This window comes from Paenibacillus sp. 276b (assembly GCF_900107875.1).
Classification (GTDB): Bacteria; Bacillota; Bacilli; order Paenibacillales; family Paenibacillaceae; genus Paenibacillus; species Paenibacillus marchantiae.
In genome coordinates this window covers 183,296-200,509 of sequence record NZ_FNRR01000006.1, presented here as the reverse complement: position 1 = coordinate 200,509, position 17,214 = coordinate 183,296, and the positions used below count along the sequence as shown (strand labels likewise).

Genomic DNA, 17,214 nt, shown 5'->3' with positions numbered 1-17,214 from the left:
TTGGAACGCATCAGACGATTTATTCGCGAGTTGTCCGAACGTCAGTGGTTGGAGCAAATGGAGCTGCGCAGCTGGGACATCACCCGCGCTTATTATAAAGTGCCAGGACAATATGAAGATCAGAAGGCTTATCCAGAAGGCGAGGGGTTGAATCGTTTCCCGAGTGATCAGGGAACGACCTATTTCTTCCGGACACGGTTGGATGTACCTGCCTCCTGGCAGAAAGAACCTTACGGACTTGTATTTGAATCCGGTGGGGAAGGCTTGCTTCGGGTGAATGGACATTCCTATCAGGGGCTGGATCGTAATCATACGTATGTAACACTCGACCCTTCCCGAGTAGGGGCTCAGCCTGAACTTGAGATTGAGTTATTCGATCCGGTACCCGAGCCTGTAGATCCACTGAACCAACAAGCGGTTATTCAGCCGCCGATTACATCAATTAGCAGTTTGTTGGTGCGACCGAATGAACCTGTCCGCAGCCTGATGTACACGGTCACGATTGTGCGTGATTCCGCAGTGCTGCTGCCGGAAAGTGATTTTCGCCGTGTGCGACTGTTGGAAGCGATCTATCGGGCGATGGATCAATTCGTAGGTCTGACAGAAGACGCTGTCAAGCAGGGGAATGGCATCCACAGTATCGAAGAAGGATTGATCCATGAAGTGCGAGAGATTGGTGGAAACGCCGAAGGCTTGGAGCATATGGTGGGGCAATCGCACATTGACATTGCCTGGCTGTGGCCTGTACGTGAGACGGTGCGCAAGACCAGTCGTACATTCTCCACGGTGGATGCACTCATGAATGAATACCCGGAGTATGTTTATTCCCAGAGCCAGCCTTTGTTGTACGCTTTTCTGAAGGAACATGATCCCGAGCTATATGAACGGGTGAAGAAGCGCATTGCCGAAGGACGCTGGGAACTGGTTGGCGGGATGTGGGTTGAGCCGGATCTGAACATTCCGAGTGGGGAATCCCTGATTCGTCAGATGTTATATGGTCAACGCTTCTATATGGAGGAGTTCGGCAAAACATCACAGATTGAATGGCTGCCAGATACATTTGGTTATTGTGCTTCCCTGCCTCAGATTTTGAAGCATGGCAATGTGGAGTACTTCATGACGACCAAGCTCGGATGGAATGATACGAACGTATTTCCATATGACCTTTTCCACTGGGTAGGTATTGATGGCACGTCCATCCTGTCTTATCTCAATCATGGTGTTAACGAGCATACGCTGCCGAAGGACATTCATGATCATTGGCAGTCTTACCGCGAGAAGGCGGCGCATCCTGAGCATATGCTTCTGTACGGGCATGGCGATGGTGGCGGCGGCGTGACGCGAGAGATGTTGGAGTACGTGGATCGTTCCGAGTTGATGGTGGGCCAACCGAAGAATGGTTATAGTACCGCCGGTGCCTTTTTTGACGGAATCGAGAAGGCGCAGCCTGATCTTCCGAAGTGGCATGGCGACTTGTATTTGGAGCTTCACCGGGGTACCTATACGACCCATGGTCGCAATAAGCGCAACAACCGGAAGGCTGAGGTGCTTTATCGCGAAGCGGAGCTTTGGAACACACTTGCCTTACCGGATATGGAGCCGCAGCAGGATGCTGAAGTACGTTCGGCGCTGCATGATGGATGGAAGCTGATTTTGCTGAATCAATTCCATGATATTATCCCAGGCTCTGCAATTACCGAATCGTATGTAACTTCAGACGAGGAATATGTCCGGGTATTTGAATTGGGTAGAGCAGGTTTGAATCAAGGGGTAGCCGCTTTAACGAGGGGAATAAACACGCAGGGGCCAGAGGGTTCTATACCTTATGTTGTGTTCAACAGCCTTGGTTGGAATCGAAGTGAAGTCGTTCAACTTCAAATGCACGATGGATTGGATCGTTACGTCATCGATGAAGAAGGTCAGCGTTTGCGCATGGATCGGGAAGATGGCCAAATTTCGGTTCTGGTGACGGATATTCCAACGTTTGGTCATAAGACGATTTGGCTCGTACCGGAAAATGCAAGGGAAACGAATGTAAGGGAAATGGCGAGCATTGCCGGGCAAAAGAACTTTACAGATACATGGGAAACCGCGTATTACCATGTTCAGTTTAACGAGCGTGGCGAGATATCCCGCTTGTGGGACAAGACAGCAGAACGAGAGATTCTGAAGCCAGGTGAGCACGGCAATCAATTCCACTTTTTCCATGACCGTCCGACGCTCTGGGATGCCTGGGATATCGACAGCCGTTTTGAGGCTCAGGTTGCTGGAGAAGTGGAGCTCTTGGAGAAAAAGCTGGTTCTGGCAGGTACTACGAAGGATGTACTTCGTTTTCAGTGGAAGCTTCACCAGTCTGTGATTACACAGGATATGTTGTTCTATCATGACAATCGACGGATCGATTTCAAGACCCATGTAAGCTGGAATGAAGATCATAAATTGCTCAAAGTGGGCTTCCCGATCGATATAGTGACTTCCAAAGCAACCTATGAAATTCCATTCGGTGCATTGGAGCGTCCAACTCATCGCAACACGAGTTGGGAGCAGGCTCAGTATGAAGTGTGCGGACACCGCTTCGCAGATGTCGCCGAGCACGGATATGGCGTCAGTCTGCTTAATGATTGCAAATATGGATACGACGTACAGGGAAGCACGATTCGCCTTTCCTTGTTGCGTGCACCGAGATGGCCTGACCGGACTGCGGATATTGGAGAACATGACTTCACCTATTCCCTGTATCCACATGAAGGCGACTGGAGAAGTGCACATACGGTACGTCAGGCGGCCGAATTAAACCATGAAGTGCCTGTGCATCAGGTGGAACAGAACGCAGGCGTACGCCCGGCAACTGGATCATGGATTGAATTCGATAGCAACCATGTCATCTTGGATACGGTCAAACCGGCAGAGGCAGGAAACGGTACAGTACTCCGTTTCTATGAGTCTTCGGGCACACGTGAACGAGTGACGCTGCAATGGCCGCATGCATTTGAGCAAGCTTATCTCTCCAATGCTTTGGAAGAAGCAGGCGAGCCTTTGGATACCACTAATGGTCAGATTACATTATCTTTTAAACCTTACGAAATAAAAACCGTGCTATTACGGTAAACCTTTTTGAAATATTTTGAGCTATATAGGAGTAAACGTATTTACACGATAACGAAGAGGGCAGAAAGAATTCGAAGAAGCGAAGCGTTCGCCTTTATCCCCGGATTTTACCCTTTAGAAAAGGGAATCAAAAAATCTGGGGATAACAGCGATCGGAGGATATTTCTGACCGCGCAGTGGTCCCGTGTAAATTTTTTGTTTCTTCCTCAATAGCTACACCATTCAATTTGTTTAAGGAGTGCACTCATTCATGGAACAATTCAGACTACCCAAAATACCGATGCCACCTGTTGCATTGCCACAAGCTGTACAGGCTGTAATGAAAGAAGCAGAGCAGAAGCTGTCACATCGACCGAAGCTGCTTCAACTATTTAAGAACTGTTTCCCGAATACGATTGAAACAACCACGAAATTAATGGACGACGGCACAACATTTGTCATCACTGGCGATATTCCAGCTTCATGGCTAAGGGATTCTGTGGAGCAAGTGGTGCATTACATTCCATTTGCCAAGGAAGATCAAGACCTGCAACGCATTATTGGTGGTCTGATTAAGCGCCACATCCAGTACGTTCATATTGATCCGTATGCCAACGCCTTCAACGAGACAGCCAATGATTGGCACTGGAACACCACCGACGTGACCGAGATGTCACCTTGGGTGTGGGAGCGCAAATTCGAGATTGATTCCTTGTGCTTTGTTGTGCGTCTCGCTTATTTATATTGGAAAGAAACCGAACTGACCGATATTTTCGATTCCAGCTTCAAAGCCGCCATGCGCAAAATCGTGGATTTGTTCCGGGTGGAGCAGCATCACATGGAGAAGTCACCATACAGCTTTACCCGCAATAACGGCATTGCTACGGATTCAATTCGCAATAACGGACGAGGTATGCCCGTCAATTACACAGGCATGATCTGGTCCGGTTTCCGTTCCAGTGATGATGCGTGTGATTTCCACTACAACATTCCAGGCAATATGTTTGCCGTGGTTGCCCTGCGTCAGATGCAGGAGTTCGCGGAGTGGGTATTCCGGGATATGGAGTTCCTGCAGGAGCTTAAGGATCTGGAAGCCGAAGTAGATCATGGTATTCAGCTGTACGGTATTTACCGTCATCCCGAGTTTGGCCCGATCTATGCCTATGAGACGGATGGTTTCGGCAACTACTGCCTGATGGATGATGCGGGTACACCGGGACTGATGTCTATTCCTTATCTTGGCTACGTCACAGCGGATGATCCGATCTATCAGAATACGAGACGTTTTGCGCTCAGCAAAGAGAATCCGTTCTATTATGAAGGCAAAGTTGCCAAAGGAATCGGCAGCCCGCATACACCGCCGGATTACATCTGGCATATGGGTCTGTCCATGCAAGGATTGACGGCCCAGTCTGCTGAAGAGAAGCTCGAAATCATTCGGATGCTGGAAGCAACGGATGCGGATACAGGATATATGCATGAAGGTTTCCATGCCGATGATCCGACGATTTTTACGAGAAAATGGTTTGCTTGGTCCAACAGCCTGTTCTCCCAGTTGGTCTATAAATCCATGAAGGATGGTTTGCTATGAGTAGCGCACAAGTGAAGAGAACCAAGTTGATTATTTTCTCTGATCCAACGTTTCCAGTGGAGGGTACTTTGCCAACGCAAGGTGCACTTGATTCATGGAAAGCATCGGAAGAGATCATCGTTGTGGGCGCGGATGATTTGGCTTCGGCTTTGAGCACAGCGGCAGGTGAAGGGTGTTTCGTGAACCTGCATGCGCCTTATTTTCCTAAATCCGCTTGGACCGAAATCGCAGCTTTTCTTCATCAGGGGGGAAGTCTGATCAGCATTGGTGGCGCACCATTCAAACGTCCTGTTCGTCAGGAGAATGGGGCATGGATTTCCGAGTCGGAACAAACGGCGTATCACCAGGAACTTTACATTCATGAGGCGTTAAAGGTATCCGCAGCCAAAGTGGATTCACTAACTTCCTCAGAAGATATTCCACTCCTTGCAGGTAAAGAGGGACTGTTCGAGAATGCGGATACGTGGAATCTGGTACCTCATACAACCAAAACAAGCGATTTGCCACACCAGATGGGTTCCTCAGGCCCGATGAGCACGCAGATTTCTCCGCTGCTCCGCGGCCGCAGCAAGGATGGTCGCAGCATCGCTGCCCCAATCGTATTATGGGAAAACTCCCGCAGTACGTTTGCCGGTTCACGCTGGCTGTTTGTGCATCTGCCTTTGACGGCTACCTTCTGGGATCAGAACGGAGCAGCCGAAATCGTGAACTTGGCGCAGTATTGCGCCAAAGGTGTGACCGAGCTATCTCTGAAGCCGAACTATGCTTCGTATGAATTGGGTGAACGAGCTTCACTGATCCTCCAAACTCAAATTCTACAGCGTGCGGGAAGCAGACGAAGTGAGCCGGAGCTGTGGACGTTTGATTTAACCGTTGAACGGGAAGATCGCACAAACGGCACGGTAGAGAAGGTATGGAATCATCAACTGGAGCTGGAACTTTCCGGCGAACAGCGTTTTGAACGCATTCTTCTTCCGGTTTCAATCGAGAGCGGGCTGTATCGAATCGTGGGTCGTGTTCAGGCACCTGATGGAGAAGTTCGCATACTGCGACAGGGCTTCTGGGGTCAGGACGCAGCTTTGTTGGCAGAAGGGGAAGTCATTACACGCAGCAGAGATTATTTTATCAAAGACGGTCGTCCGCTGCCTGTTGTTGGTATGACCTACATGACCTCTGATGTGGCACGGAAATTCCTGTTCCTTCCTAATGCGGATGTATGGGATCGGGATATGGCACAGATGGCGAAGGCCGGCATTAACTGGATTCGGACCGGAATCTGGACTGCCTATCGCAACATGATGCAGGTGGATGGTCATATGTCTGAGGATGTACTGCGTGCTATTGATGCGTTCCTGTTAACGGCAAAACGGCACGGCCTTCAAGTGACGTTCACCTTTTTCTCCTTTACACCCGAGACGTGGGAAGGAACAAATCCATATTTAGACCCGCAGAGCGTAGATGCACAGAAACGCTTCATCCGCAGCATTGTTAGTCGTCACAGACATTCCACACATGTGGACTGGGACTTGATTAATGAACCGTCGATGTTTGATCCTGTGCGCATATTCTCGGATGGGCCACGTTCGGCAAGAGATTCATATGAGCAGCAGGCGTTTATCGAGTGGCTTCAGCAGCGACATCAGACGATTGAAGCGTTGCAGGAGGCATGGAACATGTCACCTAAACAGCTCCCTGACTTCACCGCAGCAGTCATTCCTGAACCGGAAGAGATCAATTTCGATGTACAGGACATGCACAAGGCTAAAAAAGGAACACGCTGGCTTGATTACTGTCTCTTCTCGATGGAGATGCATAATGTTTGGGCGAGAGAGCTTGTAGGCACGATCAAGGATCTTGTTCCCCATCATCTGGTTACCGTAGGGCAGGATGAAGCTCTCGGAGCACAGCGGCCTTCACCGTTCTTCTATGAGCGGGAAGTGGATTATACAACCGTGCATTCCTGGTGGCTCAACGATGACCTGATCTGGGACGGCATTTTCGCCAAAACACCACATAAACCCAATCTCATTCAGGAGACAGGCATCATGTATGTGGAAACCCCGGATGGCCGGGCCAAACGCACAGAGGAAGAGCTTCACAGCATTCTGGAGCGCAAATACGCCTATGCCTTCTCAACAGGCGGTGCAGGAGCAGTGCAATGGATCTGGAATACGAACTTCTATATGGATAATGCCAATGAATCTCATATTGGAGCGCTGAGAGCGGATGGTACGGAAAAACCTGAAGCCGATGTGTCTTACGATTTTGGCCGATTCATGGAGCAGATTCGGGACTTGTTTACCGATCGCGAGCTGGAGGAGATTGCGGTGGTCTTCCCGTATTCCAACGATTTCTCGAACCGTTCCCTGGCTTACGATGCAACTACAAAATTGACCCGTGTGATGGCTTATGAGCTGAAGCAGCCATTCCGGGCTGTATCCGAGTATCATCTGGAAGCATTGAAGCAGCAACCACCGAAGCTGATCATGGTTCCGAGTCCGCACAACATGGACAGTGATGCCTTAAGTGAGCTATTCAACTTCGCGGAGAATGAAGGAGCTACGCTGCTTATTACTGGCCCGCTCGGGTTGGATGCTTATTGGAAGAGAAGTGATCGAGCAGATCATCTTGTTGGCCAGCGCAGTCTGGGCAACGTACAGCGAGAAGAAATGCTGAATATTAACGGGGTGAATCACCGCGTCACGTATGGTCGTCGCCGGATTGCCGAGGTGGCAAAGGAAACGTTGCTTCATGCGGAGAATCATACACCTGATGAAGTAGAAGTACTGCCATTAGGCAAAGGCAAGTTGATCTGGAGCCCGCTGCCGCTGGAGCTGAATGGCCGGGATGAGCCGCTGGCTGACCTGTATCGATATGCGTCAGAAGTGGCTGGTATTAAAAATGAACTGGAATGGATATCTGGCGGTGATCTGGCAGGGATTTATGGCCGGAAGCTGAGCTTCCCGAAAGGCAATCTGTACGTATTTGTATCGGAGTTCGCTTTGAATCATGAGGTGAAAGTCAGAGATACACGTACGGGAGTCATATATACGTTCCTGTTGGAGAAAAATCGCTCGGTGCTGTTTGCCACAGATGATGCCGGACAGCTGCAAGCCGTATATCGTCCGGATGAAGTAGAGATTGTACAACAAGAGGTAGAGGGGGAATAATACAATGACCAAACCAACAAGCAAATCGAAAAGAGCGCATATTATTTCTCACACGCACTGGGATCGGGAATGGTATTTGCCGTATGAGAAGCATCATATGCGATTGGTGCAACTGGTGGATGCCTTGCTGGATCAGCTCGATCAGGGGCCAGATTTTAAAAGCTTTTACCTGGACGGCCAGACGATCATCATCGATGACTATCTTCAGGTTAGACCTGAGCAGAAGGAACGGTTGGAGAAGCATATTCGTGATGGCCGGATTGTCATTGGGCCTTGGTATATTTTGCAGGATGCCTTCCTGACCAGTGGTGAAGCAAACGTACGTAATATGCAGGTTGGACATCGGGATGCCAAACGTTACGGAACACCTTCAAAGATCGGATACTTCCCAGATACGTTCGGACTTGTAGGACAGACACCGCAGCTTATGCTGCAATCGGGCATCGATAATGTCTTTTTTGGGCGAGGCGTGAAGCCAACGGGCTTCAACAACATGGTGTCTGACGATGGATACGAATCCAGTTTCTCAGAGCTAATGTGGGAAGGTCCGGATGGATCTAAAGTGCTCGGTGTTTTATTTGCCAACTGGTACTCTAACGGGAATGAGGTTCCGGTGGACGAAGCTTCAGCTCGGAAGTTCTGGGAAACCAAGCTGGCTGACGCGGAGAAATATGCTTCGACCAATGAATTGCTGTACATGAATGGATGTGATCACCAGCCGATCCAGAAGGATCTGCCTGAAGCCATCCGTATGGCTGAACAATTGTATCCCGATATCGAGTTTGTTCACTCCAACTTCCCGGATTATCTGTCAGCGTTGAAAGCATCTGCGGTTCAGGAGTTGTCTGTTGTAAAAGGAGAGCTGCGCAGCCAGCGTACTGATGGCTGGGGCACTCTGGTGAACACGGCTTCCGCACGCGTTTATCTGAAACAGATGAACCAACTGGGCCAATCCATGTTGGAAAAAGTGGCTGAGCCCCTGGCTTCGTTCGCGCATCTGCTGGGTCATTCATATCCGCATGATCAGTTTACCTATGCCTGGAAAACGTTGATGCAGAATCATCCGCATGACAGCATCTGTGGCTGTAGCGTAGACGAGGTACATCGCGAGATGGTCACACGGTTTGATAAGAGCCGTCATGTCGCTGAGGCCCTGATTGAGGATAGCACCAGCCAAATCGCTGCAGCTGTGGATACTTCAACCTTTGAACGATATGGTGATGAAGCCCGGCCTGTGGTTGTGTTTAACACATCGGGATGGGAGCGCAGCGGTGTGGTTCAGATTGAACTGGATGCGGCCCGTCTGTACTTCCGCGACGGTTTCTCATTGGAAGATATGGCAGCCAAAATGAATGCCATCGACCTGTCAGGTCGTATATTGGTGGATGAAGAAGGCAAACCAGTTCCGTGTACGGTAGAGGATCTGGGTCTGCAATTCGGCTATGATCTGCCGGATGATCGATTCCGTCAGCCATATAGCTGCCGTCGGGTCAGCATTACGTTTGAAGCAGAGAATGTGCCTGCACTTGGCCTGAAGACGTATGCCTTGGTTCGCATGGACAGCAATGCCACGAATTCAAATACACTGCTGCGTGGTGAACGTGGCATGGAAAATGAATGTTTTATCGTAAATATTGCAGACAATGGATCTTTTGCACTTACGGATAAACGGACAGGCCGGACGTATAAAGATCTTGGCGTGTATGAAAATGTCGGTGATATCGGCAATGAGTACATGTTCAAGCAACCGGAGAACGAAGTGGCACTGACTACGAAGGATCTTCGGGCAGAAATTCGGGTTATTGAAGATGCGCCTTACAGAGCTTCGTACGAAATTGTTCATCATTGGGAGATTCCTGAATCCGCCGACGAAACGCTTGATCGTGAGCAGCGGGAACTTATCTATTATCCGCATCGTAAAGCTCAACGTTCCAAACAAATGGTTACGCTCAAGATCCGAACCATTGTGTCGTTAAGCCGCAGTGGAAAAGGCATCAAGCTCGAAACAACCTTCAACAATCAGGCGAAGGATCATCGGGTGCGGGCACTCTTCCCGACGGATCTGACAGCTGCTGTTCATCACGTTGACTCGATGTTCGAAATTGCTACTCGCGATAATACGCCTGCACCGGAATGGCAAAATCCGAGCAACACCCAGCATCAGCAAAGTTTTGTTGATGTGAGCGAGGATCAGGCTGGGTTGGTTGTAGCCAATCTCGGTCTGAATGAATATGAGGTTCTTGAGGATGGACGGAATACGATTGCGGTGACATTGCTTCGTGCCGTGGGAGAGCTTGGAGACTGGGGATTGTTCCCGACACCGGAAGCTCAGTGTCTCGGCGAGCACTCCTTCCAACTGGAGATTATCCCTCATGACGGGAACGGAGCAACATTCGGAGCGTACATTGAAGCTTATCAGTTCCAGATTCCATGGACTGTGGCTCAGACGAACGTACACCCGGGATTCCTAACGCCAAGCAACACACCTTTTGAGTGGCAAGGGGACGGTCTTGCGTTTTCTTCACTGAAGGTGAACGAAGATTCGGGTGATCTGATGTTGCGTTGGTATAATATGGGGTCGAATACAACTGAGTTGAAGTTTGCTGCTTCTGAGTCCATCCCGCAAGCATTGGAAGATGCATATCAGAGCAACATTCTGGAAGAAGAGACAGGCAAACTGAATGATTCGGTGGTAAATGAATCTTCCACTGCCTTAATCAGCAAAGAATGGGCTCTTCAAGCGGGACCTTGTGAGATTGTTACGGTGGGGCTACGTCGTTAATTTTCCAAGCGTGATCGGATATATTTTTTGTGTAGTGTCTAACCGAAGTTCTGCGTACTGTCATGGAATGGATAATGCTTTTTCCAGCTGAAAATGTTGAGTTATTCCTCAAGTTTATATAGAATGAACAGTAGAATTACAAGCGATCGAAGGTTACCCTGCCATCATGATGGTCATCGTAAAATTCAATTGTTCATTCTATATTGAAACTATTAAGGGGGCTTGAAGCCATGGAATCCTTGGGAGGACTGCTTCAGCAGCTGAATCCTTCCTTTCGTGAACAGTCGCGGCGGATTGCGGCGGAATTGATGGAAGATCCGTACGTACGCGAATTCCGCGCAGGTCATCCTGAACTGAAAGATGCACAGCTTATTACCGATCTGAGCAAGCTGTATCAGTATGCCAAAGATTCGAAGAACTGTGCGAACTGTCCGGGGCTCGACAACTGTCCTAACGATTTCCAGGGTCACTTTTGCAAACTGGAAGTAGAGCATTTTAACGGTAAACCCGAAATTATAGATAAAAAAGCACCTTGTTCCAAACATATCGCCCGGCAGAATGAGCATGTTATCAAGCAAAGAATCCGCAGTTTCTATGTGGACGAGCGTGCGCTCAATGCAGGATATAACGATGTGGAAATTATGGGCAAGGATCGGATGCGTGCTCCGGCGGTGAACCAGGTTCTGCGTTATATTAACGACACCAAGGAGAATGGATTGTCTCCGCAAGGACTGTTTTTGGAAGGATCATTTGGAACGGGCAAGACGTTTCTGATGTGTTATTTGCTGCATGAACTCGCGGTTGTGGGCCACACAGGTGTTATTATCTACATGCCTGATTTTGTGGAGGATCTGAAATCCATGATCAGTGAGGGAAACAAGCTGAAGGAAACGACGGATATTCTGAAAAGCTGTGATCTGCTCATCTTTGATGATATTGGGGCAGAGAATCTGAACCCATGGGTTCGAGATCATGTGATGGGTTCCATTCTGAATTACCGTATGAATCGCAAACCTACATTTTACACGTCAAACTACAACTTGGATGGGCTGGAGAAACATCTTAGCTTCACCAGTAGGGACGGCGAGGAAATGAACAAAGGCCAGCGTTTGATGGACCGGATTCGTCCGTTTGTTGATGTCATCTCGGTTCGGGGTGAGAATCAGCGGGGCAAACGTTAATTTCTATTTAGGTTACCGATCTGATCTATTTTTTACTCATATAGTCCCAAAAAAAGCCTGGCTTTCGCATTGTAGCGAAAACCGGGCTTTTCTGGCCTGCGTGCAGCCTGAAGATCCTATTCGGTGATAAATTTGAAAATCACCATTCCGAAAAAGATAACCGTCATCAGGCCGGCCATGCCAGCAACACCCGCAATCAGATCAAACAGATCGTTACGGGGTTCCTCGTTCACATGTTCACGCGGGTCGTTGATCCGCACATTTGCATCCATGGTATTGCCTCCTTATGGGGATAACAGCTTGCCCTTACAGGGAACTGAAGCCCGGAGTAATTTTAGTATACTTGGAAAAGAAAGCGTTTGTAAAGATTTTGCAGTGAACCCGCTAGTTCCGCAATTGTGAAGATTTGATGTTGGGAAGATGAACATTGATGCGTTCATTTCACAACATTAGAGTTGCTGTGTTATACTGGAAGTGTCGTTCGCGACGTTACAGGTTAAAATAAACCGTAAGTATATATAAGGAGGACAATTTCATGGCTATTGTTAACGTATCCGATCAATCCTTCAACGCTGAAGTCGAAGGCGAAGGAACGGTTCTTGTTGATTTCTGGGCGCCTTGGTGTGGTCCTTGTAAAATGCTCGCTCCAATCTTGGAAGAGCTGTCCACCGAAGTTGGCGATGCAGTGAAAATTGCTAAAGTCAATGTGGACGAAAACCCGGAATCCGCTTCCCGCTTCGGCGTAATGAGCATTCCAACATTGATCTTCTTCAAAGATGGTCAACCGGTTGATAAAGTGGTTGGTCTGAACTCAAAAGATGCTCTCAAAGGAATTATCGAAAAACACCAATAATTAACCAAGATTTCACATACGCCTCCGGTTATGCGCCGGGGGCGTTTTGCGTCGAATACTTTCATATAGGACAATATAAGATATACTATTTATTATAAGGTGAAACTGAAATTTACATGAACAACGGAGAGGGCAGAAATGACTTGTAGAAACGAAGTGGTCGCCTAAAAGCTTTCTGAAAGAAAGCTACTTCGGAAGCATGCCCTATCCCCGGATTTATACGTTATAAGAAAAGAATCAAAGAAATCTGGGGATAACAGCGATCAAAAGGTCATTCTGTCATCGGAGTGCCTCATGTAAGGTGAAGCTATCAGCTTTCTCAGTAATCGGGAAGGAGGACCCACCGAATTATGGATGAATTCATTACAAACGTGCAGGAGCAGGAGAAGGCACTAGAGCAGATTCGCCACAAGCTGGCTTTGCTGCCTGACATGTCCGGCTGTTACCTGATGAAAAATAGTGAAGGTACTATTATCTATGTAGGTAAAGCCAAAGTGCTGAAGAATCGCGTAAGATCATATTTTATCGGCAGTCATAATGGGAAGACACAGCGCCTGGTGTCCGAAATCCGTGATTTCGAATATATCGTTACCGGCAGCAATATGGAAGCACTCATTCTGGAGTGTAACCTGATCAAGAAACATATGCCGCGGTATAACGTGTTGCTCAAGGATGATAAGACGTTTCCTTACCTTAAAATTACGAATGAAAAACATCCCCGACTCGAAGTGACCCGGCGGGTGCTCAAAGATAAAGCCAAATACTTCGGACCTTATCCGAATTCATATGCGGCACACCAAACGAAAAAACTGCTTGACCGGATGTATCCGTTACGCAAATGCGGCGTAATGCCGAAGGAAGTATGCCTGTATTATCATATGGGACAGTGCCTCGCTCCCTGTGTGCAAGAAGTGGGCAAGGAGCAGTATGATGAGATCTCCCAGGAGATCAGTTCATTTTTGAGTGGCGGGCATGAGGAGATCAAAAAGGATTTACAGCGCAAAATGCAGGAAGCGGCTGAGGATCTATATTTTGAACGTGCCAAGGAACTTCGGGATCAGGTCATTGCCATTGATGCGATGATGGAAAAACAGAAAATTACGATGGCGGATGCCAGAGACCGCGATGTGTTTGGTTTTGCCATTGATAAAGGCTGGATGTGTGTCCAGATTCTATATATGCGTCAGGGGAAAATGATTGAACGACACGTGTCGACGTTCCCGTTTTACGGTGAGGCATACAGTGACTTTATGTCTTACGTGACCCAGTATTACAGTGATAATCCAGCGTTGCCACAGGAGATTTTACTGCCGGAAATGCCAAAAGATATGGCAACTGATGACGGTGGTGCGGATGATATTTCCGATGGTGATGGAGCGGTACCTGCGGCGGTGACAGCCGAGTCAGAAGAGACAACGCGATTGGCGCAAGATTCTGTGGTTGAGCTACGTGTTGCCGAGGCCCGTGCATCTTATGGTGATAGCCAACCCGAAGCAGAAGCGGAAGAAGCTACGATGGTTATCCTGGAAGACGCTGTTGCTCAGGAAGATGTATCGGCTGATAAACAGCCCCCAGGTCTTGAAGATCCTTCTCAAGTCGCAGCAGCATTGCAGGAATGGCTGGAAATCAAAGTCCACATTCCGCAGCGTGGATTGAAACGGCAGATGATCACCATGGCCGTGGATAACGCACGTGTGGCACTGGAAGAGAAGTTCCGCCTAATTGAGCGGAATGAAGAACGGACATCGAAAGCTGCTGAAGGACTGGGACGTTTTATTGGACTGGATCAGCTTCACCGTATTGAAGCGTTTGATAACTCGAACATCCAGGGTACCAACCCGGTATCTGCCATGATCGTATTTACCGATGGTAAACCGGATAAGAAGGAATATCGGAAGTACAAGGTCCGTTCGGTTGAAGGACCGGATGATTATGAAACGATGCGAGAAGTTATCCGTCGCCGTTACGAGCGGGTGTTGAAGGAAAACTTAACCCAGCCTGACCTGATCGTGGTTGATGGAGGCAAAGGGCAGATCTCAGCAGCCGTGGATATTTTGGAAAATGAGCTGGGGCTGTTTATTCCGGTATGCGGTCTGGTGAAGGATGCGAAGCATAAGACTTCACAGTTGATGATCGGCAACCCACCGGAAGTCATCTCCTTGCCTCGGGATAGTCAGGAGTTCTACCTGTTGCAGCGGATTCAGGAAGAGGTCCACCGTTTTGCGATTTCGTTCCACCGCGAGCAGCGTGGTAAATCGATGGTGACTTCCCGTCTGGATGCCATTCCGGGGATCGGAGAAAAGCGGCGCAAGCTGCTGCTGAAGCATTTTGGCTCTTTACGCAAAATAAAAGAGGCCAGCGTCGAAGACTTCCGGCCTCTATCTATTGGTGACAAGCTTGCGAATCAAATTATTGCAGCACTTCGTGATGAGGAGTCGTGACATACGGCTTCTCTTTTTGTTTTGGATTCATCCTATAGATGACATAACCAACGATGGCCGGAAGCACAATCCAGAAGAGTCCTGCGGAAATGTTCAGTGCATCACCCATGAAGATCAGGCTTAACCCCATCAACAGGCTGTCAAAGATAACATGCGCGAATACAACGGCGATGAAGCCGTGGCGCAGCATGATCAGACTGAACAAAAGTCCGATGACAGTAAGCTCTATTGGACGTGTGATCACCGGATAGATCGGGTACAGGGTGTGTCCCAGAGCCCAGATCAATGTTGGGATAAGGCAGGCGATGAACGTATTTCGTACCACCTTCTGCATCATGCGAATCCCGAACAGGCGATAGACCGTTTCCTCACCGATCCCGGCCATCCAAGCCATAATCGGGAAGATCCAGGCATAACTCATGTTGTATGTGGACTGGTCAGCCGATGTTGTTGACCAGCTTCCAATACTGCGCTCCAGAATAAAGAACAGTACGGATTGCACACCCAGTAGAATCAACGCCCATAAGTAGCCTGTATACATACTGTGCAGTACATATTTGCCGTATCCGGGTTCTTTGGCCCGAGGCCAAGGATTCAGACCGATTTTGCGCCACATGCCGTCACCGGCAACGAGCGACAGATAGATGGTTGCACTCATAACCAGCGTTATCCCAGCTTGCATCACCATCAGGAAGGTCAGCATAAAATTAGATAGCCCCTGCGCCTGAAAGAGCGGGATCATGTTCAGTGTGCCAATCACGGAAGCCGCAAAGTATACCAAGGACAGAACGATTCCGCGTTTGAACGACGTGTTTGCCCTCGTCAGAATACTGTAGATGATCGCGAGCACGCCAAGCACAAAGGTCAGGAAAGCATAACCGCCGTAAGTCATCCAGTTGGCTTGCCGAGTCTGATTTTCTACATAGTCAGTATGGGAGTCAGGGACTGAGAAGACCGATTCGAAGGAGCGAACGGCTCCGTTTTCAAACGTAAAATTCAGTTCCAGCTTGGAATCTCCAATTTGCTTTTCATTATCTGTGTATTGCAGCCCCGCTTCTTCTTCACGGGTGTCCAGTTGAAGTTTCGGTACAGTATACCCGAATTCGCCAAGGACGCTAGCGGCAAGCTGCTCTTTTTCATTTAGAGAAAGGTTATCTTCAGCTAAACGTTGGGCAGCATTCACTTTGCTTTTGTCCTGCTCAGCCTCAATGGATGCATACAGGGAAGAAGGCAGTTCGCGCTTGAAACCGACAACTTTTCCTGTTCTCATATGTACGTCAACATTCAAATAACCGCCTTTGTCCTGATCGGGCAAACGAACGCGGTACACATCGTAAGGATAGGTTGTTTCCCATTTCTTGTTATAGGTTTCTAACTGTTTGGTTTTGGCCATATACCCATAAATATCGGAATGGGTTTGGTACGTCACCAGCTCGTTTCCGGTATCCGTCGGAAGGGTATAATCAGGTAGAGAAGCTGCAAAAGATCGTGCCGACTCCGCCGCTTTCTCCTTGCTTATGAAGGAAGTAGACTGGATATCAGTCGTTTGCGATGAGGTGGCAGGAAAGATTTGAAAAACGAAAAACAGAATCAGACCAATCGCCGCAAGCAACCCTAAACGCTTGAAGTTAGCTTTGAGTACCAAAGGCTGCCCTAAGGGATTCATTTAATATTGTTCCTCCTTTATTAATGTGGATATTAAAGTAAAGATAGCACAGCCCAAGCCCCGAATGCCAATGGCGAAACGAGAAGTGGTGCAAATGCATGAAAACGAATGAAAATGATCGAAACAATCTGATCTATCCGTCGCCATATCTGAGTTTTTCCCTTTTTGACGGAATTCGATGCTATTTACACAAAAATCGTTTTGTGTACAAACGTCGCAGCGCTTATAATTTTGAATCAAATGTCCAATATTCCGCATGTCTTTAGGCTAACAAGGGAACGAATAGAAGGTATAAAAGGCATTCCAACCTAATGTATATGTATTACAGCGAAAATCATACATGTTTACGCTCCGAAATAGGGCTTTCAAAGGGCTTGGCTATTCCGTCAAGTGATATGGAAAAGCACTTCGGAGAAAGGCTCCACGTCGTGGGGTCATTTTCT

At 48.4% G+C, this 17,214-nt stretch carries 9 protein-coding genes; 7 read left to right on the top strand and 2 right to left on the bottom strand.

Translation table 11 applies throughout. The features are described from left to right. The 5 genes from BLV50_RS24920 (at nt 1) to dnaI (ending at nt 11,811) form a co-directional block, all read left to right on the top strand. A complete protein-coding gene (locus BLV50_RS24920; RefSeq protein WP_090810533.1) occupies nt 1-3,108 on the top strand; it encodes an alpha-mannosidase in 3,108 nt (1,035 codons plus the stop codon). 250 nt (nt 3,109-3,358) lie between these two features. Then, nucleotides 3,359-4,678, top strand: a complete 1,320-nt coding sequence (locus tag BLV50_RS24915) for a glycoside hydrolase family 125 protein (protein ID WP_063566095.1) — start codon at nt 3,359-3,361, stop codon at nt 4,676-4,678. Continuing rightward, nucleotides 4,675-7,848, top strand: coding sequence for a beta-galactosidase (locus BLV50_RS24910; RefSeq protein ID WP_090810531.1), 3,174 nt, complete (start codon nt 4,675-4,677; stop codon nt 7,846-7,848). The genes BLV50_RS24915 and BLV50_RS24910 overlap by 4 nt, the downstream gene beginning before the upstream one ends. 4 nt (nt 7,849-7,852) lie before the next feature. Next, nucleotides 7,853-10,630 carry an alpha-mannosidase gene (locus BLV50_RS24905; RefSeq protein WP_090810529.1) on the top strand — a complete coding sequence of 926 codons (2,778 nt, stop codon included), beginning with the start codon at nt 7,853-7,855 and terminating at the stop codon, nt 10,628-10,630. Nucleotides 10,631-10,860: 230 nt separating this feature from the next. Further along, a complete protein-coding gene (dnaI, locus tag BLV50_RS24900) occupies nt 10,861-11,811 on the top strand; it encodes a primosomal protein DnaI (RefSeq protein ID WP_053783224.1) in 951 nt (316 codons plus the stop codon). A 116-nt stretch (nt 11,812-11,927) separates the two neighbouring features. Here the strand turns inward: dnaI and BLV50_RS24895 are convergent, their stop codons facing one another. Next, nucleotides 11,928-12,083: a YqzM family protein gene (locus BLV50_RS24895; RefSeq protein WP_090810527.1), complete on the bottom strand. Its 156-nt coding sequence runs from the start codon at nt 12,081-12,083 to the stop codon at nt 11,928-11,930. Nucleotides 12,084-12,346: 263 nt separating this feature from the next. On the opposite strand from BLV50_RS24895, the gene trxA reads away from it, so the two are divergent. After that, the gene (gene trxA / locus BLV50_RS24890) at nt 12,347-12,664 is read left to right on the top strand and encodes a thioredoxin (protein WP_036605788.1); all 318 of its coding nucleotides are present in this window, start codon (nt 12,347-12,349) and stop codon (nt 12,662-12,664) included. Nucleotides 12,665-13,014: 350 nt separating this feature from the next. Next, a complete protein-coding gene (uvrC, locus tag BLV50_RS24885) occupies nt 13,015-15,105 on the top strand; it encodes an excinuclease ABC subunit UvrC (protein WP_079696661.1) in 2,091 nt (696 codons plus the stop codon). On the opposite strand, the gene BLV50_RS24880 is transcribed toward uvrC, so the two are convergent. Further along, a complete protein-coding gene (locus tag BLV50_RS24880) occupies nt 15,074-16,771 on the bottom strand; it encodes a CPBP family intramembrane glutamic endopeptidase (protein WP_064635731.1) in 1,698 nt (565 codons plus the stop codon). The genes uvrC and BLV50_RS24880 overlap by 32 nt on opposite strands. Nucleotides 16,772-17,214: the final 443 nt, after the last annotated feature.